General features: G+C 69.5%; 21 protein-coding genes and 3 tRNA genes. 17 read left to right on the forward strand and 7 right to left on the reverse strand.

Annotated elements, in window-relative coordinates; translation table 11 throughout:
• Position 1 precedes the first annotated feature (1 nt).
• Positions 2-1,423 carry a hydrolase gene (locus ABZ990_RS27810; protein ID WP_361237190.1) on the reverse strand — a complete coding sequence of 474 codons (1,422 nt, stop codon included), beginning with the start codon at positions 1,421-1,423 and terminating at the stop codon, positions 2-4.
• Between the two features lie 555 nt (positions 1,424-1,978).
• On the opposite strand from ABZ990_RS27810, the gene ABZ990_RS27815 reads away from it, so the two are divergent.
• The 6 genes from ABZ990_RS27815 to ABZ990_RS27840 all read left to right on the forward strand — a co-directional run bounded on the left by ABZ990_RS27815 (position 1,979) and on the right by ABZ990_RS27840 (position 4,779).
• Positions 1,979-2,051: transfer RNA gene (locus ABZ990_RS27815), tRNA-Thr, on the forward strand.
• 42 nt (positions 2,052-2,093) lie between these two features.
• Positions 2,094-2,166, forward strand: a tRNA-Met gene (locus ABZ990_RS27820).
• 88 nt (positions 2,167-2,254) lie between these two features.
• A complete protein-coding gene (rpmG, locus tag ABZ990_RS27825) occupies positions 2,255-2,419 on the forward strand; it encodes a 50S ribosomal protein L33 (RefSeq protein WP_018834916.1) in 165 nt (54 codons plus the stop codon).
• Between the two features lie 240 nt (positions 2,420-2,659).
• Positions 2,660-3,112: a MaoC family dehydratase N-terminal domain-containing protein gene (locus tag ABZ990_RS27830; protein WP_361237194.1), complete on the forward strand. Its 453-nt coding sequence runs from the start codon at positions 2,660-2,662 to the stop codon at positions 3,110-3,112.
• A gap of 2 nt (positions 3,113-3,114) precedes the next feature.
• On the forward strand, positions 3,115-3,543 hold the full coding sequence (locus ABZ990_RS27835; RefSeq protein ID WP_361237197.1) for a MaoC family dehydratase: 429 nt from the start codon (positions 3,115-3,117) through the stop codon (positions 3,541-3,543).
• A gap of 180 nt (positions 3,544-3,723) precedes the next feature.
• Positions 3,724-4,779, forward strand: a complete 1,056-nt coding sequence (locus tag ABZ990_RS27840) for a UDP-N-acetylmuramate dehydrogenase (RefSeq protein ID WP_361237201.1) — start codon at positions 3,724-3,726, stop codon at positions 4,777-4,779.
• A 126-nt stretch (positions 4,780-4,905) separates the two neighbouring features.
• Here the strand turns inward: ABZ990_RS27840 and ABZ990_RS27845 are convergent, their stop codons facing one another.
• On the reverse strand, positions 4,906-5,538 hold the full coding sequence (locus tag ABZ990_RS27845; RefSeq protein WP_361237204.1) for an SDR family oxidoreductase: 633 nt from the start codon (positions 5,536-5,538) through the stop codon (positions 4,906-4,908).
• A 90-nt stretch (positions 5,539-5,628) separates the two neighbouring features.
• On the opposite strand from ABZ990_RS27845, the gene ABZ990_RS27850 reads away from it, so the two are divergent.
• Entirely contained in the window at positions 5,629-6,234 is a 606-nt protein-coding gene (locus ABZ990_RS27850; protein ID WP_361237207.1) for a TetR/AcrR family transcriptional regulator, read from the forward strand.
• A gap of 60 nt (positions 6,235-6,294) precedes the next feature.
• On the opposite strand, the gene ABZ990_RS27855 is transcribed toward ABZ990_RS27850, so the two are convergent.
• Both ABZ990_RS27855 and ABZ990_RS27860 read right to left on the reverse strand, forming a co-directional pair.
• Complete coding sequence (locus tag ABZ990_RS27855; RefSeq protein WP_361237211.1) at positions 6,295-7,329, reverse strand: adenosine deaminase; 1,035 nt, start codon at positions 7,327-7,329, stop codon at positions 6,295-6,297.
• A 139-nt stretch (positions 7,330-7,468) separates the two neighbouring features.
• Entirely contained in the window at positions 7,469-8,695 is a 1,227-nt protein-coding gene (locus tag ABZ990_RS27860; protein ID WP_361237213.1) for a pyridoxal phosphate-dependent aminotransferase, read from the reverse strand.
• 259 nt (positions 8,696-8,954) lie between these two features.
• On the opposite strand from ABZ990_RS27860, the gene ABZ990_RS27865 reads away from it, so the two are divergent.
• From ABZ990_RS27865 to ABZ990_RS27910, 10 genes are all read left to right on the forward strand, one after another.
• Positions 8,955-9,027: transfer RNA gene (locus tag ABZ990_RS27865), tRNA-Trp, on the forward strand.
• A gap of 104 nt (positions 9,028-9,131) precedes the next feature.
• Entirely contained in the window at positions 9,132-9,416 is a 285-nt protein-coding gene (secE, locus tag ABZ990_RS27870) for a preprotein translocase subunit SecE (protein WP_361237216.1), read from the forward strand.
• Positions 9,417-9,460: 44 nt separating this feature from the next.
• The gene (nusG, locus tag ABZ990_RS27875) at positions 9,461-10,357 is read left to right on the forward strand and encodes a transcription termination/antitermination protein NusG (protein ID WP_361237219.1); all 897 of its coding nucleotides are present in this window, start codon (positions 9,461-9,463) and stop codon (positions 10,355-10,357) included.
• A gap of 158 nt (positions 10,358-10,515) precedes the next feature.
• Positions 10,516-10,950 (forward strand): 50S ribosomal protein L11, encoded by a 435-nt coding sequence (rplK, locus tag ABZ990_RS27880; protein ID WP_361237222.1) that lies wholly within the window; start codon positions 10,516-10,518, stop codon positions 10,948-10,950.
• 80 nt (positions 10,951-11,030) lie between these two features.
• A complete protein-coding gene (rplA, locus tag ABZ990_RS27885; RefSeq protein WP_361237225.1) occupies positions 11,031-11,759 on the forward strand; it encodes a 50S ribosomal protein L1 in 729 nt (242 codons plus the stop codon).
• 172 nt (positions 11,760-11,931) lie between these two features.
• Positions 11,932-12,912 (forward strand): hypothetical protein, encoded by a 981-nt coding sequence (locus ABZ990_RS27890; protein ID WP_361237228.1) that lies wholly within the window; start codon positions 11,932-11,934, stop codon positions 12,910-12,912.
• Positions 12,913-13,208: 296 nt separating this feature from the next.
• A complete protein-coding gene (rplJ, locus tag ABZ990_RS27895) occupies positions 13,209-13,739 on the forward strand; it encodes a 50S ribosomal protein L10 (RefSeq protein ID WP_361237231.1) in 531 nt (176 codons plus the stop codon).
• A gap of 119 nt (positions 13,740-13,858) precedes the next feature.
• Entirely contained in the window at positions 13,859-14,245 is a 387-nt protein-coding gene (gene rplL / locus ABZ990_RS27900) for a 50S ribosomal protein L7/L12 (protein ID WP_361237234.1), read from the forward strand.
• Positions 14,246-14,792: 547 nt separating this feature from the next.
• Positions 14,793-18,275 (forward strand): DNA-directed RNA polymerase subunit beta, encoded by a 3,483-nt coding sequence (gene rpoB / locus ABZ990_RS27905; protein WP_361237237.1) that lies wholly within the window; start codon positions 14,793-14,795, stop codon positions 18,273-18,275.
• Between the two features lie 100 nt (positions 18,276-18,375).
• The gene (locus ABZ990_RS27910) at positions 18,376-22,275 is read left to right on the forward strand and encodes a DNA-directed RNA polymerase subunit beta' (protein WP_361237240.1); all 3,900 of its coding nucleotides are present in this window, start codon (positions 18,376-18,378) and stop codon (positions 22,273-22,275) included.
• A 153-nt stretch (positions 22,276-22,428) separates the two neighbouring features.
• On the opposite strand, the gene ABZ990_RS27915 is transcribed toward ABZ990_RS27910, so the two are convergent.
• From ABZ990_RS27915 to ABZ990_RS27925, 3 genes are read right to left on the reverse strand one after another with little or no spacing between them, the layout of a single operon-like run.
• Positions 22,429-22,692, reverse strand: coding sequence for a hypothetical protein (locus tag ABZ990_RS27915; RefSeq protein ID WP_361237243.1), 264 nt, complete (start codon positions 22,690-22,692; stop codon positions 22,429-22,431).
• On the reverse strand, positions 22,679-22,912 hold the full coding sequence (locus ABZ990_RS27920; protein ID WP_361237246.1) for a hypothetical protein: 234 nt from the start codon (positions 22,910-22,912) through the stop codon (positions 22,679-22,681). Before ABZ990_RS27920 ends, ABZ990_RS27915 begins: the two co-directional genes overlap by 14 nt.
• Before the next feature lie 28 nt (positions 22,913-22,940).
• Positions 22,941-23,900 carry a peptidoglycan-binding protein gene (locus ABZ990_RS27925; RefSeq protein WP_361237249.1) on the reverse strand — a complete coding sequence of 320 codons (960 nt, stop codon included), beginning with the start codon at positions 23,898-23,900 and terminating at the stop codon, positions 22,941-22,943.
• Positions 23,901-24,236 lie beyond the last annotated feature (336 nt).

Below are 24,236 nucleotides of genomic sequence, written 5' to 3' on the forward strand. Positions count from 1 at the left end.
CTCACGACCGTACGGCCCCCGGCCCGCCCGGTCCTGTCGAATCGGGCCGGTCCGGCCGGTCCGGCCGATCGGGTCGGTCGGGTCGGTCAGGGCGATCGGGTCGGTCAGGGCGGTCCGGGCGGTCGGGACGATCCGGGCGGGTCTGCCGGGGCAGGTCGAGCGCCGCCGCCGGGTCGCAGTACTCCCGTACCGCGCTCGTCCGGGCCACCACCCGCCCCCGGTGCACCACGATCCGGCTGTACGCCTGGGACAGCACGCCCGCGAGCCGTGCGCCCCGCACCGCCAGCAGCTCCGCCGGGAAGCCCGCCTCCACCCGTACCTCCGGAAGCCCCATCGCCGCCCGCGCGTCCGCGCTCACGGCCCCGTACGCCGCCGCCTCGGCCACCCCGTCCAGCGAGGCCAGCAGATACGCGGCCTCCAGCGGATCGCCCCGCCCCACCGGATTGCACACGTCCCGCAGCGCGCCGCCGCCCGCCGCGACCCGCACCCCGGCCGCCCGCAGCAGCCGTACCGGCGCCGTGCCCCGGGTCCCCGCCGCCGCGCAGCCGCCCTGGGGCAGGCAGACCACGCTCACCCCGGCCGCCGCGAGCCGGTCCGCCGTCCGCCGGGCCGTCTCGGCGGGCAGCCGCCGCAGCCCCGCGCACGGCCCGACCGTCACCCCCTCCCGCAGCCCCCCGGCCATCGCCGCGAGCCGCGCGAGGCGTACCGGATCGTCCCCGTCGGTGTGCAGGTCCACCGGGCGGCCGTACGCATCGGCGAGTTCCAGGACCAGCTCCACGTACCCGGTCGGATCCGGGTCCAGGTCCGGCCGGCCGCCGACCACCGCCGCGCCCATCGCCACCGCGTCCCGCAGCGTCGCGAGCCCGTCCGCGCCCGCCACCCCGGTCAGCAGCCGGGGCACCGCCACCGTCGTCAGCTCCGCCAGACCGCGCAGCGAGCGCCGGGCCTGGAGCACCGCCTCCAGCGGCCCGAGCCCGTGCACGTCCCCGATCCGGACGTGGGCGCGCAGCGCCGTCGCGCCGTGCCCCAACTGGAGCAACGCCGCCTCGGTGGCCCGCCGCTGGACCTCCTCGGTGCCGTAGGGGACGGGGCTGGAGGGGGCGGTGGGCCCGGTGGGCCTGATGGGGTCAGTGGGGTCGGTGAGGTCGGCGGTGAGGGCCGTGTCGGCGTGCGCGTGCGGTTCGGCGGGCGCGGGCAGCAGCAGATAGCCGGACAGGTCCACCCGGGCGCCCACCGCGCTCAGGCTGCCCGCGGTGCCGACGGCCTCGATCCGGCCGCCGCCGAGCCGGACGTCGACCATCCGGCCGTCGGTCAGCCGCGCGTTGCAGAGCAGCAGCGGCGCGATCCCGGTGGTGCCGGTGGCGGCCCGGCCGTCGTCGGGCGAGGGCGGGGGCTGCTGGGGCTGCTTGCTGTCGGCTGACACAGGACTCCTCACGGCCGGCTCGGCGAAGGCGATCCCGGCGAGGCGATAGCGGCGATGGAGGCAAGGGAGGCAAGGGGGCGACGGAGGCGAGGGCGGCGACGCCGGACGCCAAGATCACGCAGCGTGGCGGGCCCGAGCCTAGGGCCGGCCGGTGCCGCCTTCGGGGAGGAGCGCAGTAGTCGTACCGATGAGGGCACGTGTGGCGTACGAGGCGCGCGAGGGAGCGTGGGGCGTACGCGAGGGCCGTGGAGGGGCGCGGGAGACCGGTGCGGGGGTACGGGGCGACGCTCCCGGGCGGCGGATCGGGTGTCGGGGACCCGGGGCGACGGGTCGGCAGCGGGTCGATACCGGGGGAGCGGGCCGCGCCCGGAGGCGAGCCGGCGGCCGGTTCCGCAACCCCGCCCCGCACCGCTCCGACCAGCCGGAACCCTTACGGCACAAGGCCTCCGCGAGACCCGCACCCGCCCCGCACGTCTCTTCCACTCCACCCCCGCCGGGGCCTGCGGGAATGGATTTGGGTGATGGGCTCAGGACCGTGTAATGTCTTCCTCGCTCGCCCCAATAGCTCAGTCGGTAGAGCGTCTCCATGGTAAGGAGAAGGTCTACGGTTCGATTCCGTATTGGGGCTCTGGTGTGAAGGATCCGCCTTCGGGCGGATCCAGAACATCAAAGCGGTGTAGCTCAGTCGGTAGAGCAAGCGGCTCATAATCGCTGTGTCACCGGTTCAAGTCCGGTCACCGCTACACACAGTAGCCGATTGTAGGGTCGGTCCTGCAATCGGCTACTCTTTTCTGCGTTCATCCGTTTATCCGTCCGTCAAGGAGCACTCACGTGGCTGCCACCGACGTCCGCCCGAAGATCACGCTGGCCTGCGTGGAGTGCAAGGAGCGGAACTACATCACCAAGAAGAACCGGCGTAACAACCCGGACCGCATGGAGATGAAGAAGCACTGCCCGCGCTGCAACGCGCACACCGCGCACCGCGAGACGCGCTAACCAGGCTCGAACACGAGGCCGCCCCCACTCAGGGGGCGGCCTCGTGTCGTTTCCACGGGTCGTACTCGGCAGTACGGCGGCGGTACGCCAGTACGTCGGCGCTCCGCCGGCCGTACGCGTGCAGGCCGAATCCAGCCGTACGCACGCGTACGCACTGTCACCTCCGCCCGCACGTACACCCGAACGCCCCAAGCACCACGCACGCACCAGATCGCGCACAGATCCAGGAGGTCCGAGGCCATGGCGCTCGACCAGTCCTTCGTGGGGCGGACCTATCCGCCCACCCCGCCGTACGAGGTCGGCCGCGAGAAGATCCGCGAGTTCGCCGAGGCGATCGGGGACGCCAACCCCGCGTACACCGACCAGGAGGCCGCCAAGGACCTCGGTCACCCGGATGTCGTGGCGCCGCCGACCTTCGTCTTCGCGATCACCTTCAAGGCCGCCGGCCAGGTCGTCGAGGACCCGCAGCTGGGCCTCGACTACAGCCGCGTGGTGCACGGCGACCAGAAGTTCGCCTACACCCGCCCCGTCCGGGCCGGCGACCGCCTCACGGTGACCAGCACCATCGAGGCCATCAAGTCGCTCGCCGGCAACGACATCCTGGACATCCGCGGCGAGGTCCACGACGAGAGCGGCGAGCACGTCGTGACCGCCTGGACCAAGCTCGTGTCCCGCGCCCCCGAGGAGGCCTGACCGTGACCGCGAACATCGCCTACGACGAGGTCGAGGTCGGCACCGAGCTGCCCGCGCAGTCCTTCCCCGTGACCCGCGCCACGCTGGTCCGGTACGCCGGCGCCTCCGGTGACTTCAACCCCATCCACTGGAACGAGCGGTTCGCCAAGGAGGTCGGACTGCCGGACGTCATCGCGCACGGCATGTTCACCATGGCCGAGGCGATCCGCGTCGTGACCGACTGGACCGGTGACCCGGCCGCCGTCGTCGAGTACGGCGTCCGCTTCACCAAGCCCGTCGTCGTCCCCGACGACGCCGAGGGCGCCGTGATCGAGGTCTCGGCGAAGGTCGCCGCCAAGCTGGACGACCAGCGGGTACGGGTCGACCTCACCGCCATGAGCGCGGGCCAGAAGGTGCTGGGCATGTCCCGGGCCGTGGTCCGGCTCGCCTGAGCCTCCGAGCCTTTTCCGGGCCTTCCGAGGTACGGACGAGAGCCCCGGCGCCCGACGGCACCGGGGCTCCGCCGTGTCCTGACACGGTCCCGGCACGGCCTTCACGCGGCACCGCGGCCGCCCGGCGCCCCGCGGTGCCGCCCCACGGGCGCCAGGCCGGGTGAACGTACTCTTGTGCCCGTGCACGTACTCCACGACACCCCCCTCGCGCCCCTGACCACCTTCCGGCTCGGCGGCCCCGCCACCCGGCTCGTCACGGCCACCACCGACGCCGAGGTGATCGCCGCGGTCCGCGAGGCCGGCGCGGCCGGGACCCCGCTGCTCGTCATCGGCGGCGGCTCCAACCTGGTCATCGGCGACAAGGGCTTCGACGGCACCGTCCTCCACATCGCCACCAAGGGCTTCGCCCTGGACGGGACGACGCTGGAGGTCGCGGCCGGCGAGGTGTGGAGCGAGGTCGTGGCCCGGACCGTCGAGGCCGGTCTCGCCGGAATCGAGTGCCTGGCCGGAATCCCCGGCTCCGCCGGTGCCACGCCCGTGCAGAACGTCGGCGCGTACGGCCAGGACGTGTCGGCCACCCTCACCGAGGTCGTCGCCTACGACACCCGGAACGACACGACGGTCACGCTCACCAACGAGGAGTGCCGCTTCTCGTACCGCCACAGCCTCTTCAAGGAGCTCCCCGACACCTACGTGGTGCTGCGGGTCCGCTTCGCCCTGGAGGACGCGGGCGGGCTCTCCGCCCCCGTCGCGTACGAGCAGACCGCCCGCGCCCTCGGCGTCGGGATGGGGGAGCGGGTGCCGCTCGCGCACGCCCACGACACCGTCCTGAAGCTGCGCGCGAGCAAGGGCATGGTGCTCGACCCCGAGGACCACGACACCTGGTCCGCCGGCTCCTTCTTCACCAACCCGATCCTCACCGACGAGGAGTTCGCGGTCTTCCGGGAGCGGGTCGCCGAGCGCCTCGGTACGGACGTGGAGGCGCCCGCGTACCCGGCGGGTCCCGCCGCCACCAAGACCTCCGCCGCCTGGCTCATCGACAAGGCCGGCTTCACCAAGGGGTACGGTTCCGGGCCCGCCCGGATCTCCACCAAGCACACCCTCGCCCTCACCAACCGGGGCGAGGCCACCACCGAGGACCTGCTCGCGCTCGCCCGCGAGGTCGTCGCCGGGGTGCGGGACGCGTTCGGGGTCACCCTCGTCAACGAGCCGGTGACCGTCGGCGTCGAGATCTGACCCGGCTGTCCCTGAAGTCGCCCCGGGCGCGCACCCGCCGGATTTCCTCCGGCCGGTGCGCGCCCGGTTCGCGTACGGGGCGAGGCGGGACGGGCCCCGGCCCCGTACGGGTCACGCGTCACCGGGTCAGTACGCGATGCCCACGCCCTGGCGCACCGTCGCCGGGTCGTCGGCCATCGCCAGCATCGCGTGCGCCACGTCGGCGCGCGCGATCGTCCGGCCCTTCACCGGGGTGCCGCCGACCACGTGCCGGTAGTGGCCGGTGACCGGCTGGTCCGTCAGCCGGGGCGGCCGGACGGAGGTCCAGTCGGTGCCGCTCGCCGCCAGCTCCGCCTCCATCTCCCGCAGATCGTCGTAGATCTTCCTCAGCGTGGCGCTGACCGCCGCGACCACGGCCTTGTCCGCCAGGCTCTGCCGCTCCGGCGGCGGGCCCACGGGCGCCGCGCTGACCACGAGGAGCCGGCGGGTCCCGGCCGCCTCCATGGCCCGCAGGACCGAGCGGGTCAGCCGGGTCGCCACGCCCGCGTCCGCGAGACCGCGGGCGCCGAGGCCGGAGAGGACCGCGTGCCGGCCCGCCACGGCCGGGCGCAGGGCCTCCGGATCGGACAGATCGGACCGGAAGACCTCCAGTCGGGGGCCGGTGACGGTGAACCGGGCCGGATCGCGGACGACGGCGGTGACCTCGTGGCCCGCGTCGAGAGCCTGCCGGACGATTTCCCGGCCGATGCCACCGGTCGCGCCGAAGACGGTGAGCTTCATGTCGCACCCTCCCAAGGGGTGAGTAAGTATTCACTCACCCCTAGAGTGAGTGGGCACTCACCCACCCGTCAAGCGTTTTCGGGAGTCCTCGTGGAACAGAAGCCGACCCGGACCCGGATCATCGACGCCGCCCGCGAACTCATGCTGACGGCCGGCCTGGCCCGTACGACCACCAAGGAGATCGCCCGGGCCGCCGGCTGCTCCGAGGCGGCGCTCTACAAGTACTTCCCGTCGAAAGAGGACCTGTTCGTCACCGTCCTCGAAGAACGGCTGCCCCGGCTGGGCGGGCTCCTCGGCACCCTCGCCGTCGACCCGCAGGGGCGTGACGTCGAGGAGAACCTCACGGAGATCGCCCGCCGGGCCGCCCTGTTCTACGAGCAGACGTTCCCGATGGCCGCCTCCCTGTACGCCGAGCCCCAGCTCAAGGCGCGCCACGAGGAGGGCATGCGCCGGCTCGGATCGGGCCCGCACCGGCCGATCGAGGGCCTGACGGAGTACCTGCGGTCCGAGCGGGCCCACGGCCGGATCGCCGCCGACGCCGACTGCGAGGCGGCCGCCGGGCTCCTGCTCGGGGCCTGCGTCCACCGCGCGTTCGCCTACGAGATGACGGCGGACGGCAAGCCGCCGCAGCCGCTCGACGACTTCGCCCGCGCGATCGCCCGCACGGTGCTGCGCGGCATCGGCTGGAGCGGCTGACCGGCCCGCCGGAGGCGACCCTCCGGACCGGGCCGGTGGCCGGGCGGTCAGGCCCGGGCGTCAGGCCGCGACCGGCGCCGCCAGCCAGTCGTCGATCCCCGACAGCAGCTTGCGCCGTACGTCCTCCGGCGCCGCCGAGCCCCGCACCGACTGCCGGGCCAGCTCGGCCAGTTCGGCGTCCGTGAAGGCGTGGTGCCGGCGGGCGATGTCGTACTGGGCCGCCAGCCGCGAACCGAAGAGCAGCGGGTCGTCGGCGCCGAGGGCCATCGGGACACCGGCCTCGAAGAGGGTGCGCAGCGGGACGTCCTCGTGCTTGTCGTACACGCCCAGCGCGACATTGGACGACGGGCACACCTCGCAGGTCACCTGACGCTCCGCGAGCCGGGCCAGCAGCCGCGGGTCCTCCGCGGCCCGGACGCCGTGCCCGACCCGCGCCGCGCGCAGATCGTCCAGGCAGTCCCGTACGGAGGAGGGGCCGGTCAGCTCGCCGCCGTGCGGGGCCGCGAGCAGCCCGCCCTCGCGCGCGATGGCGAAGGCGCGGTCGAAGTCCCGGGCCATGCCGCGCCGTTCGTCGTTGGAGAGGCCGAAGCCGATCACGCCCCGGTCGGCGTAGCGCACCGCGAGCCGGGCCAGCGTGCGCGCCTCCAGCGGGTGCTTCATCCGGTTGGCGGCGACCACCACCCGCATGCCGAGCCCGGTGTCCCGGGAGGCCGCGTCGACCGCGTCGAGGATGATCTCCATGGCCGGGATCAGGCCGCCGAGCAGCGGGGCGTACGAGGTGGGGTCGACCTGGATCTCCAGCCACCCGGAGCCGTCCCGGACGTCCTCCTGGGCCGCCTCGCGCACCAGCCGCTGGATGTCCTCGGGCGCCCGCAGACAGGAGCGGGCGATGTCGTACAGGCGCTGGAAACGGAACCAGCCGCGTTCGTCCGTGGCCCGTAGGTTCGGAGGAGTCCCACCGCGCAGCACCTCGGGGAGGTGGACCCCGTATTTGTCGGCCAGTTCGAGCAGGGTGGTGGGGCGCATCGAACCCGTGAAGTGCAGGTGCAGATGGGCCTTCGGCAGGGTGCTGAGGTCGCGGTGTGGGTGGTCCATTGGCCGATTTTGCCGCAGAGGGATGGACGAAAACAGTCCGTTTCCCCGATCGGGACCTTGCTAGAACGCAAAAACGGGCCCCGCTTCCGAAGAAACGGGGCCCGTAGGGCACTGAGTCACGTGACTCAGTGGGTGTAGATCAGTCGCGGGCCTCGGCCAGCAGCTTCTGCACCCGGGAGACGCCCTCCACCAGGTCCTCGTCGCCGAGCGCGTACGAGAGCCGCAGGTAGCCGGGGGTGCCGAAGGCCTCGCCCGGGACGACCGCGACCTCGGCCTCGTCGAGGATCAGGGCGGCCAGCTCGACGGAGGTCTGCGGGCGCTTGCCGCGGATCTCCTTGCCGAGCAGCGCCTTGACCGAGGGGTACGCGTAGAACGCGCCCTCCGGCGTCGGGCAGTAGACGCCCTCGATCTCGTTGAGCATCCGCACGATGGTCTTGCGGCGCCGGTCGAAGGCCTCGCGCATCTTCGCGACCGCGTCCAGGTCGCCGGAGACGGCGGCCAGCGCGGCGACCTGGGCCACGTTGCTGACGTTGGAGGTGGCGTGCGACTGGAGGTTGGTCGCGGCCTTCACGACGTCCTTCGGGCCGATGAGCCAGCCCACCCGCCAGCCGGTCATGGCGTACGTCTTGGCGACGCCGTTGACCACGATGCACTTGTCGCGCAGCTCGGGCACGAGCGCGGGCAGGGACGTGAACTTCGCGTCCCCGTAGACCAGGTGCTCGTAGATCTCGTCCGTGAGGACCCACAGGCCGTGCTCGACGGCCCAGCGGCCGATCGCCTCGGCGTCGGCCTCGCTGTAGACGGCGCCGGTCGGGTTGGACGGGGAGACGAAGAGGACGACCTTGGTCCGCTCCGTGCGCGCCGCCTCCAGCTGCTCCACCGAGACGCGGTAGCCGGTGGTCTCGTCGGCCACGACCTCCACCGGGACACCGCCCGCGAGGCGGATCGACTCGGGGTAGGTGGTCCAGTACGGGGCCGGGACGATGACCTCGTCGCCCGGGTCGAGGATCGCGGCGAACGCCTCGTAGATGGCCTGCTTGCCGCCGTTGGTCACCAGGACCTGGGAGGTCTCGACCTCGTAGCCGGAGTCGCGCAGCGTCTTGGCGGCGATGGCGGCCTTCAGCTCGGGCAGACCGCCGGCCGGGGTGTAGCGGTGGTACTTGGGGTTCTGGCAGGCCTCCACGGCGGCGGCGACGATGTAGTCCGGGGTCGGGAAGTCGGGCTCGCCCGCGCCGAAACCGATGACCGGACGCCCGGCGGCCTTGAGGGCCTTTGCCTTGGCGTCGACGGCGAGGGTCGCGGACTCGGAGATCGCACCGATCCGGGCGGAGACCCGGCGCTCGGTGGGAGAGGTAGCAGCGCTCATAACGCCATCGTCGCAGACCAGGCCGGGGGTCGGTGCGGCGGTTTCACGCAGCGGACAGGAATGGTCATTCCCGGTCGTACAGGGGGCACGGAACGGCCCAATCCGGGGTGACGCACGGCCCTTGTGGCGCGCCCGCGGCGGGCGTGGGGGCAGGTCGGCGCGGTTCCTGTTCGACGTGGGGCGCTTCACCACGTACACTCACTGCTCGTTGGCCCGCACCGACCACATCTCACGATGGGGTAGGTTGGGGAAGCCACAAAGGGTCGTAGCTCAATTGGTAGAGCACCGGTCTCCAAAACCGGCGGTTGGGGGTTCAAGTCCCTCCGGCCCTGCTACACACACCGCCAGGTCGTGTGCGCATGTACGTACTTCATTGCACCGCCGTGCGGCTCCATTCCGGGCGCGGCACGGCCTACCCGGAATCAGGTGAGTGATCGTGACGGACGCCGTGGGCTCCATCGACATGCCTGATGCCGAGGATGCCGCACCCGAGGCCAAGAAGCCTCGCAAGGGCGGCAAGCGCGGAAAGAAGGGCCCTCTCGGCCGTCTCGCGCTTTTCTACCGCCAGGTCATCGCCGAGCTCCGCAAGGTCGTCTGGCCTACGCGCGGACAGCTGACGACGTACACCACCGTGGTGATTGTCTTCGTCGTCATCATGATCGGCCTTGTGACCGTGATTGACTATGGATTCCAGGAAGCAGTCAAGTACGTCTTCGGCTGACTTTTTGTTCCACCCCATCTGTATCGCAGGAAGAAGCAGCCACCGTGTCTGACGCGAACCTGAACGACGCCTTCGAGTCCGAGTCCGCCGAGGACGAGCTGGACATCGTCGAGGCTGCCGACGAGGACCAGGCCGCGGCTGCTGACGCCGAGGCCGGCGAGTCCGCCGAGGACGCTGCCCTCCACGTCGAGGACGCCGACGAGGACGCCGAGGACGAGGCTGCCGACGTCGAGGCCGACGAGACCGATGAGGACGTCGAGTCCGACGACGCCGCCGAGGACGACGAGGACGACGAGGAAGAGGCCGCCGAGCCCGCCGCTCCGGTCGACCCCGTCGCCGCGCTCCGCGACGAGCTGCGCGGTCTGCCCGGCGAGTGGTACGTGATCCACACCTACGCGGGCTACGAGAAGCGCGTGAAGGCCAACCTCGAGCAGCGTGCCGTCTCGCTGAACGTCGAGGAGTTCATCTACCAGGCCGAGGTCCCCGAAGAGGAGATCGTCCAGATCAAGAACGGCGAGCGCAAGAACGTCCGGCAGAACAAGCTGCCCGGCTACGTGCTCGTCCGGATGGATCTGACCAACGAGTCCTGGGGTGTCGTCCGCAACACGCCCGGCGTCACCGGCTTCGTGGGCAACGCCTACGACCCGTACCCGCTGACCCTGGACGAGATCGTCAAGATGCTCGCCCCGGAGGCCGAGGAGAAGGCCGCCCGCGAGGCCGCCGAGGCCGAGGGCAAGCCGGCTCCGGCGCGCAAGGTCACCGTCGAGGTGCTTGACTTCGAGGTGGGCGACTCGGTCACCGTCACCGACGGCCCCTTCGCCACCCTGCAGGCCACGATCAACGAGATCAACGCCGACTCGAAGAAGGTCAAGGGCCTCGTCGAGATCTTCGGTCGCGAGACCCCGGTCGAGCTCAGCTTCGACCAGATCCAGAAGAACTGACCCACAGGTTTCCGGACAGGTCAGAGTGGCTCTCGCAGCCGCTCTGACCTGCTCGGTTTTTGGCCGCAGCGTGATACCCGTTATCGTGGTGCGGTATGCCTCCGTCCGGATGACCGGATGGATCGGCTGGAAACTCTCACTAGGACCCGGAGAGAGCAATGCCTCCCAAGAAGAAGAAGGTCACGGGGCTTATCAAGCTCCAGATCAACGCCGGTGCCGCAAACCCGGCCCCGCCGGTCGGCCCCGCGCTGGGTCAGCACGGCGTCAACATCATGGAGTTCTGCAAGGCCTACAACGCCGCGACCGAGTCGCAGCGTGGCTGGGTCATCCCGGTGGAGATCACGGTCTACGAGGACCGTTCCTTCACCTTCGTGACCAAGACTCCGCCGGCCGCCAAGATGATCCTCAAGGCCGCTGGTGTGGAGAAGGGCTCCGGCGAGCCGCACAAGACCAAGGTCGCCAAGATCACCGAGGCGCAGGTCCGCGAGATCGCCACGACCAAGCTCCCCGACCTGAACGCCAACGACCTGGACGCTGCCGCGAAGATCATCGCCGGCACCGCCCGTTCCATGGGCGTGACGGTCGAGGGCTGATCAGCCCTCGTGACCTCCAGTGGTAGGGCCAGCGCCGGCCCGCACCACGACTCCACACCTGAAACAACACAGGAGCAGAAGTGAAGCGCAGCAAGTCTCTCCGCGCTGCCGACGCGAAGATCGACCGGGAGAAGTTCTACGCCCCGCTCGAGGCCGTGCGTCTGGCCAAGGAGACCTCCAGCACCAAGTTCGACGCCACCGTCGAGGTTGCCTTCCGCCTGGGTGTCGACCCGCGCAAGGCCGACCAGATGGTCCGCGGCACCGTGAACCTTCCGCACGGCACCGGTAAGACCGCCCGGGTCCTGGTCTTCGCGACCGGTGACCGTGCCGAGGCCGCGATTGCCGCCGGCGCCGACATCGTCGGCTCGGACGAGCTCATCGCCGAGATCGCCAAGGGCAACCGCCTGAACGAGTTCGACGCCGTCGTCGCCACCCCGGACCTCATGGGCAAGGTCGGCCGCCTCGGCCGCGTCCTCGGCCCGCGTGGTCTGATGCCGAACCCGAAGACCGGCACCGTCACCCCCGATGTCGCCAAGGCTGTCAACGACATCAAGGGCGGCAAGATCGAGTTCCGCGTCGACAAGCACTCGAACCTGCACTTCATCATCGGCAAGGTGTCCTTCGACGACACCAAGCTGGTGGAGAACTACGCCGCCGCGCTGGAGGAGATCCTCCGTCTGAAGCCGTCGGCCGCCAAGGGTCGCTACATCAAGAAGGCCGCCATCACCACCACGATGGGCCCCGGCATTCCGCTCGACTCGAACCGCACCCGCAACCTCCTCGTCGAGGAGGACCCGGCCGCGGTCTGAGCCACTGGCTCGGGAGCCCTCGTGGCTCCAGCGTCCTGAGAAACGCCCCCTGGACCTCTTCGGAGGACCGGGGGGCGTTTCTTTATGCCCGGCGGGTGTCAGTGCCAAGGGCTACGGTGCTCCCGGGGCATATGCGTCGATCACGCGTGTGATCGAGGACAAGGGGGGTTCCATGAACGTTTCCGGGTGGAAGCGAGCAGGTGTCGCGCTCACGGCCGCGGCCGTCGTCACGGGTCTGGCGGGCTGCGAGGACGGCGGCGCCAAGTCCGCCGGGCACAGCGCGGGCAAGGCCGTCGGAAAGAGCGCGAACGACGTCACGGCGGCCATCACGGCGGCCTTCGAGAAGACGTCGGAGGCCAAGGCGGCCAAGTTCACGATGACGATGGAGACGACGGGGACGGGCGCCGCCGCCGGCACCACGACCATGACGGGTGTGCAGGGCTGGGACCCGGCCGTCATGGACGTGACGATGCGGGGCGGCATGCTCGCCGGTACCCGGGCCGGCGCGGGGGCGGGCGCGGCCGGCGTACCCGACAAGATCCGCATGATCATGCGGGACAACGTCATGTACACCGAGGTGGGCGACGCGCTGGACAAGCAGTTCAAGGGCAAGAGCTGGATGAAGATGGACTTCGGCGCCCTGGCCGAGAAGTACGGCGAGGCGTCCCTGAAGGCGATGACCGCGAACATGAGCGGCTCCCACCAGGACCCGGCGCAGCAGCTCGCGGTGCTTCTCCAGGCGCCCGGCATCAAGCACGTCGGCCCGGAGAAGGTCAGGGGCACCGACACCGAGCACTACAAGGGCACGGTCACCGTCGAGCAGATGATGAAGGCGAACAAGAACCTCGACGCCGTCCCGGGCGCGGACCGCAAGGCCCTCCTGGATTCGATGGAGAAGGCCGGGCTGGAGGAGTACGACACCGAGCTCTGGGTCGACAAGGACGGGTACCCGGCCAAGATGGTCGTCGACATGAAGACGGCGCAGGGCGCGATGAAGATGACCGCCTTCTACTCCGACTACGGGACGAAGGCCGAGGTCACGCCGCCGCCGGCCGCGGAGACCATCGACTTCATGGACATGATGAAGAAGCTGGGTGCGGGTGCGGGTGCGGGTGCGGGTGCGGGTGCCGGGGCCTCGGGCGCCCAGGGCTGAGCCCGGGTCCGGATCCGGTCCGGACCAGGGGGCCGGGGGCCGATTTGCCCCCGGCCGTCCCCGTCACGTACTCTTCCGAGGAAGCCAAAGACCGCTGGTCGTCGCTGTGCCCGTCAAGGGTGCGGAGGCCGAAGGATTCGCTGAGTGATGCGAGCGACCCGCGCAGGTGGATGAGGATGAGTTCCCCAACCGTTCACGGTTCGGTCGAGCTGAGCCCCGTGCGCCTGCGCCCGGGGCGTTTTGTTTTGTCCAGTCCCTTCCGCGCGGTCCCATCACCCGGAAGGAGGCCAACGCTTATGGCAAGGCCCGACAAGGCTGCCTCGGTGGCCGAGCTGGAGGACCAGTTCCGCAGCTCGAACGCCGCAGTGCTGACCGAGTACCGGGGTCTCTCCGTCGCGCAGCTCAAGACGCTGCGTCGTGCGCTCGGTGAGAACGCCCAGTACGCCGTGGTGAAGAACACGCTGACCAAGATTGCGGCCAACCAGGCCGGGATCACCGCGCTGGACGACCAGTTCACTGGTCCGACCGCGGTCGCCTTCATCACCGGTGACCCGGTGGAGTCGGCGAAGGCGCTGCGTGACTTCGCCAAGGAGAACCCCAACCTCACCATCAAGGGCGGCGTCCTTGACGGCAAGGCGCTCGACGCCGATGAGGTCAAGAAGCTTGCGGACCTCGAGTCCCGCGAGGTTCTGCTCAGCAAGCTGGCCGGTGCCTTCAAGGGCAAGCAGTCCCAGGCTGCTTCGCTCTTCCAGGCGCTGCCGACGAAGCTCGTCCGCACCGTGGACGCGCTGCGCGCCAAGCAGGCCGAGCAGGGCGGTGCCGAGTAATTCGGCTCGCGCAATGATCCGTACCGCCGCCTAGACGGAGCGGGTCGCAGCGGGCCGTACATATGCCCGCCTCACATGTACATCCGGCACCTGCCGAATTAGTGGAAGGATCGCCCACCATGGCGAAGCTCACCCAGGACGAGCTGCTCGCGCAGTTCGAGGAGATGACCCTCATCGAGCTGGCCGCGTTCGTCGCGGCGTTCGAGGAGAAGTTCGACGTCACCGCCGCCGCTGCCGCGCCGGTCATGATGGCCGGCGGCGTCGCCGGCGGTGCCGCTGAGGCCGTCGAGGAGAAGGACGAGTTCGACGTCATCCTCACCGGCGCCGGCGACAAGAAGATCCAGGTCATCAAGGTCGTGCGCGAGCTGACCTCCCTCGGCCTGAAGGAGGCCAAGGACCTCGTCGACGGCACCCCGAAGCCGGTCCTCGAGAAGGTCAACAAGGAGGCCGCTGAGAAGGCCGCCGAGTCCCTCAAGGCCGCGGGCGCGTCCGTCGAGGTCAAGTAACACCTCGTCGCGAACAGCGACTTTCACCGCTGACGTGTAACGCCGGCGGTACGAAAGGCGATCATCCATTTGGGTGGTCGCCTTTCGGCGTTCCCGGAGGCGCGTGGCGGTGGTCGTGAGCGTCTCCGGAAGCGGAGTATGGTGATCATCGCCGTGCGCCGCTCTGAGGCGGGGGCCTTGACGAACAGCACGGAGCGCGCAATTCTCAGGACGCGTCGTCACAACGATCCGTTTCCGAGGCATGGATCGACGACCGAATGGGCAGTATCGAGGTGCGCCGTACGGCGCGAGGTGTAGCGCGGAGTTGAGAACTACGAGGGTCGCGAAGAACTCGCCCTGGACATCAGTGGGCCAAGTGGCTACACTGACCCTTTGCGCTGCCTGTTAGCTGCCCCCTGCCCGTCACCAGGGGCATACTCTCGCAATTGCATCGTTGGCCGAACACCTCTGACCTGGCCTTTTGACCATTCCAGGGATTTCCGCCGACGCCGCTTCGTGGGGGACCGGTACGCGCGCAGTGAGTCCGAGCCCTCGGAAGGACCCCCTCTTGGCCGCCTCGCGCAACGCCTCGACCAATATGAACAACGGTGCCAGCACCGCCCCGCTGCGCATCTCCTTTGCAAAGATCAAGGAGCCCCTCGAGGTTCCGAACCTCCTCGCGCTCCAGACCGAGAGCTTCGACTGGCTGCTCGGCAACGCCGCGTGGAAGGCTCGCGTCGAGGCCGCCCTCGAGTCGGGACAGGACGTCCCCAGGAAGTCCGGTCTGGAGGAGATCTTCGAGGAGATCTCCCCGATCGAGGACTTCTCCGGGTCGATGTCGCTGACCTTCCGCGACCACCGCTTCGAGCCGCCGAAGAACTCGATCGACGAGTGCAAGGACCGGGACTTCACCTACGGTGCCCCGCTCTTCGTCACCGCCGAGTTCACGAACAACGAGACCGGCGAGATCAAGTCCCAGACGGTCTTCATGGGCGACTTCCCGCTCATGACCAACAAGGGCACCTTCGTCATCAACGGCACCGAGCGTGTCGTGGTCTCGCAGCTCGTCCGCTCCCCGGGCGTCTACTTCGACTCCTCCATCGACAAGACGTCCGACAAGGACATCTTCTCCGCCAAGATCATCCCGTCCCGGGGTGCCTGGCTGGAGATGGAGATCGACAAGCGCGACATGGTCGGTGTGCGTATCGACCGCAAGCGCAAGCAGTCCGTCACCGTCCTCCTGAAGGCCCTCGGCTGGACCACCGAGCAGATCCTGCAGGAGTTCGGCGAGTACGAGTCCATGCGCGCCACCCTGGAGAAGGACCACACCCAGGGCCAGGACGACGCGCTGCTCGACATCTACCGCAAGCTCCGTCCGGGCGAGCCGCCGACCCGCGAGGCCGCGCAGACGCTGCTCGAGAACCTGTACTTCAACCCGAAGCGCTACGACCTCGCGAAGGTCGGCCGCTACAAGGTCAACAAGAAGCTCGGGGCCGACGAGCCGCTCGACGCCGGTGTGCTGACCACCGACGACGTCATCGCCACGATCAAGTACCTGGTCAAGCTCCACGCGGGCGAGACCGAGACGATCGGCGAGTCCGGCCGGGAGATCGTTGTCGAGACCGACGACATCGACCACTTCGGCAACCGTCGTCTGCGCAACGTCGGCGAGCTCATCCAGAACCAGGTCCGCACGGGTCTGGCTCGTATGGAGCGCGTCGTGCGCGAGCGCATGACCACCCAGGACGTCGAGGCGATCACGCCGCAGACCCTGATCAACATCCGGCCGGTCGTCGCCTCCATCAAGGAGTTCTTCGGCACCAGCCAGCTGTCGCAGTTCATGGACCAGAACAACCCGCTGTCGGGTCTGACGCACAAGCGTCGTCTCTCGGCGCTGGGTCCCGGTGGTCTGTCCCGTGAGCGGGCCGGCTTCGAGGTCCGAGACGTGCACCCGTCCCACTACGGACGCATGTGCCCGATCGAGACCCCTGAAGGCCCGAACATCGGTCTGATCGGTTCGCTCGCCTCGTACGGCCGCGTCAACGCGTTCGGCTTCATCGAGACGCCGTACCGCAAGGTCGTCGACGGCCAGGTCACCGACGAGGTCGACTACATCACCGCCGACGAAGAGGACCGCTTCGTCATCGCCCAGGCGAACGCGACCCTGAACGAGGAGCTCCAGTTCACGGAGCCCCGCGTCCTGGTCCGCCGCCGCGGCGGCGAGGTCGACTACGTGCCGCCGGCCGACGTCGACTACATGGACGTCTCCCCGCGCCAGATGGTGTCGGTCGCGACCGCCATGATCCCGTTCCTCGAGCACGACGACGCCAACCGTGCCCTCATGGGCGCGAACATGATGCGTCAGGCCGTTCCGCTCATCAAGTCGGAGGCCCCGCTCGTCGGCACCGGCATGGAGTACCGCTGCGCCACCGACGCCGGCGACGTGCTCAAGGCCGACAAGGCCGGTGTGGTCCAGGAGCTCTCCGCGGACTACATCACGGTCGCCAACGACGACGGCACGTACAACACGTACCGCCTGCACAAGTTCTCCCGCTCGAACCAGGGCACCTCGGTCAACCAGAAGGTCGTCGTCAACGAGGGCGACCGGGTCATCGAGGGCCAGGTCCTCGCCGACGGTCCGGCCACCGAGAACGGCGAGATGGCGCTGGGCAAGAACCTGCTCGTGGCGTTCATGCCGTGGGAGGGTCACAACTACGAGGACGCGATCATCCTGTCGCAGCGCCTCGTGCAGGACGACGTCCTCTCCTCGATCCACATCGAGGAGCACGAGGTCGACGCTCGTGACACCAAGCTCGGCCCGGAGGAGATCACCCGGGACATCCCGAACGTCTCCGAGGAGGTCCTCGCCGACCTCGACGAGCGCGGCATCATCCGCATCGGTGCCGATGTCGTCGCCGGCGACATCCTGGTCGGCAAGGTCACCCCGAAGGGCGAGACCGAGCTGACCCCGGAGGAGCGACTGCTCCGCGCGATCTTCGGTGAGAAGGCCCGTGAGGTCCGTGACACCTCGCTGAAGGTGCCGCACGGCGAGACCGGCAAGGTCATCGGCGTCCGCGTCTTCGACCGCGAGGAGGGCGACGAGCTTCCCCCGGGCGTGAACCAGCTGGTCCGCGTCTACGTCGCCCAGAAGCGCAAGATCACCGATGGTGACAAGCTCGCCGGCCGTCACGGCAACAAGGGTGTCATCTCCAAGATCAACCCGATCGAGGACATGCCCTTCCTCGAGGACGGCACCCCGGTCGACATCATCCTCAACCCGCTGGGTGTCCCGTCCCGAATGAACCCGGGACAGGTCCTGGAGATCCACCTCGGCTGGCTCGCCAGCCAGGGCTGGGACGTCTCCGGCCTCGGCGAGGAGTGGGCCAAGCGCCTCCAGGCGATCGGCGCCGACGAGGTCGCCCCGCGGACGAACGTCGCGACCCCGGTCTTCGACGGCGCCCGCCAGGACGAGCTCGCGGGTCTGCTGGAGAACACCCGCCCGAACCGCGACGGCGACCGCATGGTCCTGCCGACCGGTAAGGCGCGGCTGTTCGACGGCCGCTCCGGCGAGCCGTTCCCGGAGCCGATCTCGGTCGGCTACATGTACATCCTCAAGCTCCACCACCTGGTCGACGACAAGCTGCACGCTCGTTCGACCGGTCCGTACTCGATGATCACCCAGCAGCCGCTGGGTGGTAAGGCCCAGTTCGGTGGTCAGCGCTTCGGTGAGATGGAGGTGTGGGCGCTGGAGGCTTATGGCGCCGCGTACGCCCTCCAGGAGCTCCTGACGATCAAGTCCGACGACGTCACCGGCCGCGTGAAGGTCTACGAGGCCATCGTCAAGGGCGAGAACATCCCTGAGCCCGGCATCCCCGAGTCCTTCAAGGTGCTCATCAAGGAGATGCAGTCCCTGTGCCTCAACGTGGAGGTGCTGTCCTCGGACGGCATGTCCATCGAGATGCGCGACACCGACGAGGACGTCTTCCGCGCAGCGGAGGAGCTCGGCATCGACCTGTCCCGGCGCGAGCCGAGCAGCGTCGAAGAGGTCTGACGGGAGTCCGGCGCGGGGGACCAGTGATGGTCCCCCCGCCGGCCCCAAGACCCCCGTATCAGACCCACAGCCTTACAACCCTGAGAGGGATTGACGCATAGTGCTCGACGTCAACTTCTTCGACGAGCTCCGGATCGGTCTGGCCACCGCTGACGACATCCGTCAGTGGAGCCACGGCGAGGTCAAGAAGCCGGAGACCATCAACTACCGCACCCTGAAGCCCGAAAAGGACGGACTCTTCTGCGAGAAGATCTTCGGTCCGACCCGGGACTGGGAGTGCTACTGCGGCAAGTACAAGCGTGTCCGCTTCAAGGGCATCATCTGTGAGCGGTGTGGCGTCGAGGTCACCCGCGCCAAGGTGCGCCGTGAGCGGATGGGCCACATCGAGCTCGCCGCTCCCGTCACCCACATCTGGTACTTCAAGGGCGTCCCGTCGCGCCTTGGCTACCTGCTCGACCTCGCCCCGAAGGACCTCGAGAAGGTCATCTACTTCGCGGCGTACATGATCACGTTCGTCGACGAGGAGCGCCGCACCCGCGACCTGCCCTCGCTGGAGGCGCACGTCTCCGTCGAGCGTCAGCAGATCGAGAACCGTCGCGACTCGGACCTCGAGGCCCGCGCCAAGAAGCTCGAGAACGACCTGGGCGAGCTCGAGGCCGAGGGCGCCAAGGCCGACGTGCGCCGCAAGGTGCGCGAGGGTGCCGAGCGCGAGATGAAGCAGCTGCGCGACCGCGCGCAGCGCGAGATCGACCGTCTCGACGAGGTCTGGGCCCGCTTCAAGAACCTCAAGGTCCAGGACCTGGAGGGCGACGAGCTCCTCTACCGCGAGCTGCGTGACCGCTTCGGCACGTACTTCGACGGCTCGATGGGTGCCGCGGCGCTGCAGAAGCGCCTGGAGTCCTTCGACCTCGAGGAAGAGGCCGAGAAGCTCCGCGAGATCATCCGTACCGGCAAGGGCCAGAAGAAGACCCGTGCGCTCAAGCGCCTCAAGGTCGTCTCCGCGTTCCTGCAGACCGCGAACAGCCCCAAGGGCATGGTTCTCGACTGCGTGCCGGTCATCCCGCCGGACCTGCGTCCGATGGTGCAGCTGGACGGTGGCCGCTTCGCGACCTCCGACCTCAACGACCTGTACCGCCGTGTGATCAACCGCAACAACCGTCTGAAGCGTCTGCTCGACCTCGGTGCCCCCGAGATCATCGTGAACAACGAGAAGCGGATGCTCCAGGAGGCGGTCGACGCCCTCTTCGACAACGGCCGTCGTGGTCGCCCGGTCACGGGCCCCGGCAACCGTCCGCTGAAGTCCCTCAGCGACATGCTGAAGGGTAAGCAGGGTCGATTCCGTCAGAACCTGCTCGGCAAGCGTGTGGACTACTCCGCGCGTTCCGTCATCGTCGTCGGCCCGCAGCTCAAGCTGCACCAGTGCGGTCTGCCGAAGGCCATGGCGCTGGAGCTCTTCAAGCCGTTCGTGATGAAGCGCCTGGTCGACCTGAACCACGCGCAGAACATCAAGTCCGCCAAGCGGATGGTCGAGCGCGGCCGCACGGTCGTGTACGACGTCCTCGAAGAGGTCATCGCCGAGCACCCGGTTCTGCTGAACCGTGCGCCCACGCTGCACCGCCTCGGCATCCAGGCCTTCGAGCCCCAGCTGGTCGAGGGCAAGGCCATCCAGATCCACCCGCTCGTCTGCACCGCGTTCAACGCGGACTTCGACGGTGACCAGATGGCCGTCCACCTGCCGCTCTCCGCGGAGGCGCAGGCCGAGGCCCGCATCCTGATGCTGTCCTCGAACAACATCCTCAAGCCGGCCGACGGCCGCCCGGTGACGATGCCGACCCAGGACATGGTCCTCGGTCTGTTCTTCCTCACCACCGACGGCGAGCTGCGTGACGTCAAGGGCGAGGGCCGCGCGTTCGGCTCCACGGCCGAGGCGATCATGGCGTTCGACGCCGGCGAGCTGGCGCTCCAGTCGCAGATCGACATCCGCTTCCCGATCGGCACCGTTCCGCCGCGTGGCTGGGTCGCCCCGGTCGCGGAGGAGGGTGAGCCGGAGTGGCAGCAGGGTGACAGCTTCCGTCTGAAGACCACGCTCGGCCGTGCGCTCTTCAACGAGCTGCTTCCCGAGGACTACCCGTTCGTCGACTACTCCGTGGGCAAGAAGCAGCTCTCGGAGATCGTCAACGACCTCGCCGAGCGCTACCCCAAGGTCATCGTGGCGGCGACGCTCGACAACCTGAAGGCGTCCGGCTTCTTCTGGGCCACCCGTTCCGGTGTCACCGTCGCCATCTCCGATGTCGTCGTCCCCGAGGCGAAGAAGGCCATCGTCGCGGGCTACGAGGCCCAGGACGAGAAGGTCCAGAAGCAGTACGAGCGCGGTCTGATCACCAAGGAAGAGCGCACGCAGGAGCTCATCGCGATCTGGACCAAGGCGACCAATGAGGTCGCCGAGGCGATGAACGCGAACTTCCCCAAGACCAACCCCATCTTCATGATGGTTGACTCGGGTGCCCGAGGAAACATGATGCAGATGCGGCAGATCGCCGGTATGCGTGGTCTGGTGTCGAACGCGAAGAACGAGACCATCCCGCGTCCGATTAAGGCCTCCTTCCGCGAGGGCCTCACCGTCCTCGAGTACTTCATCTCGACTCACGGTGCCCGTAAGGGTCTGGCCGACACCGCCCTGCGTACCGCCGACTCGGGTTACCTGACCCGTCGTCTGGTGGACGTCTCGCAGGACGTGATCATCCGCGAGGAGGACTGCGGCACCGAGCGCGGCCTCAAGCTGAAGATCGCCGGCAAGGACGAGACCGGTGTGCTCCGCAAGACGGAGGACGTCGAGACCAGCGTGTACGCGCGCTGCCTCGCCGAGGACGTCGTCGTCGACGGCAAGGTGCTGGCCCCGGCCGGCGTCGACCTCGGTGACGTGCTCATCGACCAGCTCGTCAAGGCGGGCGTCGAAGAGGTCAAGACCCGCTCGGTCCTGACCTGTGAGTCCGCCGTCGGCACCTGCGCCATGTGCTACGGCCGCTCCCTGGCCACCGGCAAGCTGGTCGACATCGGTGAGGCGGTCGGCATCATCGCCGCCCAGTCCATCGGTGAGCCCGGTACCCAGCTGACGATGCGTACCTTCCACACCGGTGGTGTGGCCGGTGACGACATCACCCAGGGTCTGCCCCGTGTCGTCGAGCTCTTCGAGGCGCGGCAGCCGAAGGGTGTCGCCCCGATCTCCGAGGCGGCCGGTCGCGTCCGCATCGAGGAGACCGAGAAGACCAAGAAGATCGTCGTCACCCCGGACGACGGCACCGACGAGACGGCGTTCCCGATCTCGAAGCGTGCGCGTCTGCTCGTGGGCGAGGGCGACCACGTCGAGGTGGGCCAGAAGCTCACCGTGGGTGCCACCAACCCGCACGACGTGCTGCGCATCCTCGGCCAGCGTGCCGTCCAGGTCCACCTGGTCGGCGAAGTCCAGAAGGTCTACAACTCGCAGGGCGTGTCGATCCACGACAAGCACATCGAGATCATCATCCGGCAGATGCTGCGCCGCGTGACGATCATCGAGTCCGGCGACGCGGAGCTCCTGCCGGGCGAGCTCGTCGAGCGCTCGAAGTTCGAGACCGAGAACCGTCGTGTGGTCCAGGAAGGCGGCCACCCGGCCTCCGGCCGTCCGCAGCTGATGGGTATCACCAAGGCCTCGCTCGCCACCGAGTCGTGGCTGTCGGCGGCGTCCTTCCAGGAGACGACCAGGGTTCTGACCGACGCGGCGATCAACGCCAAGTCGGACTCCCTGATCGGCCTCAAGGAGAACGTCATCATCGGTAAGCTCATCCCGGCCGGTACGGGTCTGTCCCGTTACCGCAACATCCGGGTCGAGCCGACCGAGGAGGCCAAGGCCGCGATGTACTCGGCCGTCGGCTACGACGACATCGACTACTCGCCGTTCGGCTCGGGCTCCGGCCAGGCCGTTCCGCTGGAGGACTACGACTACGGTCCGTACAACCAGTAAGTAGTGCGAACCGCGAGGCGGCGCCCCGAAAGGGGTGCCGCCTCGCGGCGTTTTCGGGCTTCGTGGCGTACTCGCGGGCGTCGCTCGGCGGTGGGGCGGTGGTGGGGCGGGATCCCTTTTCGGGGTGCCGCCCCACTGTCGTCCCACCGCTTTTCAGCGGGCCGCCATCTCCCACAGGGCCAGGCCCAGACCGGCCGTGGCCGTCAGGGCCGCGATCGAGGCGAGGGGCCAGCGGGCGCGTTCCAGGGCGTCCAGGCGGGCCTCGTGGTCGGCGAGCTGTTTGTCGGTCTGGTCGCTGCGCTGGACCAGCAGGGCGAGGCTCCCGTCGACGCGGGCGAAGCCGGCCTCCAGGGTGCCGCGGAGCCGTTCCAGCTCCACGGCGACGGCGACCGGGTCGTTCGGTTCAGTCTCGGTCATCGGCCGCCCCCGGTCCGGTGCGCAGCCAGCCCGGCAGCAGACTCTGTACGGCGGGCAGCGCCATCACCCGGGTGAGGGCGCCGGCGGCGGCGAGCGCCCCGGCGACCCACGGCAGGGTCGCGGGCAGCCCGGCGGCGTCGACGGCACCGGGCAGGACGACGGCGATGCCGACGGCGGTCTGCAGCACGGTGCGGGCCGTGCGCTTCGCGGCTTCGGACATGGTTCTCCTTCTGCGGGACGTGTCCGCGTTACGCGGTGTACGGGACCTTCAGCGCGTTCCAGGAGGCGCGGCCCGGCCAGCCGTCGGCGTCGGCGCCGGTGAAACCGAGCCTCTGCTGCCAGGCCGCGTACGACCGGCGGTCGGCCTCCGACCAGCGCGGGCCCGGTCCGACCTGATAGCGGCCGCAGCCCTCGGCCATGAGCCGGCGGCCCATCGCGGTGACGATCGGGGACGACGGGTTCGCCTTGAAGAAGGACGTGCCGGGGAACGGCTGGAGGCGCGGGGCCGAGGGCGGGGCGGTGGGCGAGGCCGGGGAGGTCGGGGAGGTAGGAGTGCTCGGGGAGGTCGGGGCCGGGGGCTTGGCCGCCGGGGCTCCGCCGAGGCGCTTCTGCACGCGCCCGCGCATCACCGGCATGCCGAAGCCGCGCGGATCGTTCTTCCAGTCCGACCACTCGGAGTGGCCGATCACGGACTTGGCGCCCCAGCCGTGCGCCCGGCACAGGGCGGTCGCGACCCGTTCGATCGCGTCGAGCTGGGCGGGCGGCCAGGGGTCGGTGCCGTTGCCGAGGTTGACGCACTCGAATCCGTAGAAGCGGGCGTTGCCGTCGACGGCCCCCGGGCTGCCCTCGTGGAAGCGGGGCGTCGGCGGCCGGTCCCCGTACGTCTCGGTGATCACGGCCTGGAGGACGGACGGGTCGCCGCCGCCCGCGTGGTTGGCGCGGCCGTTGCCGATCAGGTGGACGCTGCCGTCCTTGGCGATGACGCCGTGGCACAGCGGGCCGGGCAGACCGGCGTAACCGTCGCTGCACATTCGTACCGTGTTGTCGGTGCCGGCCGAGACCGTGTGGTGGATCATCACACCGGCCACCGGCCCCCAGGACCCGTGGCCGGAGCGGTTGTGGGTGCGCCAGCCGTCGTGTTCGACGACGGTGACGCCTTCGGCGCGGAGCGCGGCGACGAACCGGTCCGCGGTGAGAGGGGCTGCCATCTGGTCCTCCGGGCATGGAAAAACCCCGGCCGGGTGGGGGCGCGGGGCGGGTGGGCGTACGGGGCGAGCGGTCGTACGGTCGTACGGTCGTACGGTCGTACGGACGGGCGGTCGTGCCGGCGGGCGTACGTACGGGGAGCGGGACGGTTACGCGGCGGCGGGCGCGGCCGGGGCGGCCGGGGCCCACTCGGCGCAGAGCGCGGCGTACGCGGCGCGGCGGCGCTCGAAGTCCGCGAGGGCCGCGGCTCACCCCTTTCCAGAGCCCCGGAGAGGAGCGGGTGGCCGCGTTCGGCACCGTGTTCTTCCTCGTTCGCCCCCACCCCCGCCCGGACGACC

The sequence above is a fragment of the Streptomyces sp. NPDC046203 genome (assembly GCF_040646255.1).
Lineage (GTDB): Bacteria > Actinomycetota > Actinomycetes > Streptomycetales > Streptomycetaceae > Streptomyces.

What these genes read in the sequence shown, in the direction of transcription:
- ABZ990_RS27830 (WP_361237194.1), top strand. Translation starts at nt 2,660, where the DNA reads ATGGCGCTCGACCAGTCCTTCGTGGGGCGGACCTATCCGCCCACCCCG.
- ABZ990_RS27845 (WP_361237204.1), bottom strand. Translation starts at nt 5,538, where the DNA reads ATGAAGCTCACCGTCTTCGGCGCGACCGGTGGCATCGGCCGGGAAATC.
- ABZ990_RS27855 (WP_361237211.1), bottom strand. Translation starts at nt 7,329, where the DNA reads ATGGACCACCCACACCGCGACCTCAGCACCCTGCCGAAGGCCCATCTG.
- ABZ990_RS27860 (WP_361237213.1), bottom strand. Translation starts at nt 8,695, where the DNA reads ATGAGCGCTGCTACCTCTCCCACCGAGCGCCGGGTCTCCGCCCGGATC.
- rplK (WP_361237222.1), top strand. Translation starts at nt 10,516, where the DNA reads ATGCCTCCCAAGAAGAAGAAGGTCACGGGGCTTATCAAGCTCCAGATC.
- ABZ990_RS27890 (WP_361237228.1), top strand. Translation starts at nt 11,932, where the DNA reads ATGAACGTTTCCGGGTGGAAGCGAGCAGGTGTCGCGCTCACGGCCGCG.
- rplJ (WP_361237231.1), top strand. Translation starts at nt 13,209, where the DNA reads ATGGCAAGGCCCGACAAGGCTGCCTCGGTGGCCGAGCTGGAGGACCAG.
- rplL (WP_361237234.1), top strand. Translation starts at nt 13,859, where the DNA reads ATGGCGAAGCTCACCCAGGACGAGCTGCTCGCGCAGTTCGAGGAGATG.
- ABZ990_RS27915 (WP_361237243.1), bottom strand. Translation starts at nt 22,692, where the DNA reads ATGACCGAGACTGAACCGAACGACCCGGTCGCCGTCGCCGTGGAGCTG.
- ABZ990_RS27920 (WP_361237246.1), bottom strand. Translation starts at nt 22,912, where the DNA reads ATGTCCGAAGCCGCGAAGCGCACGGCCCGCACCGTGCTGCAGACCGCC.
- ABZ990_RS27925 (WP_361237249.1), bottom strand. Translation starts at nt 23,900, where the DNA reads ATGGCAGCCCCTCTCACCGCGGACCGGTTCGTCGCCGCGCTCCGCGCC.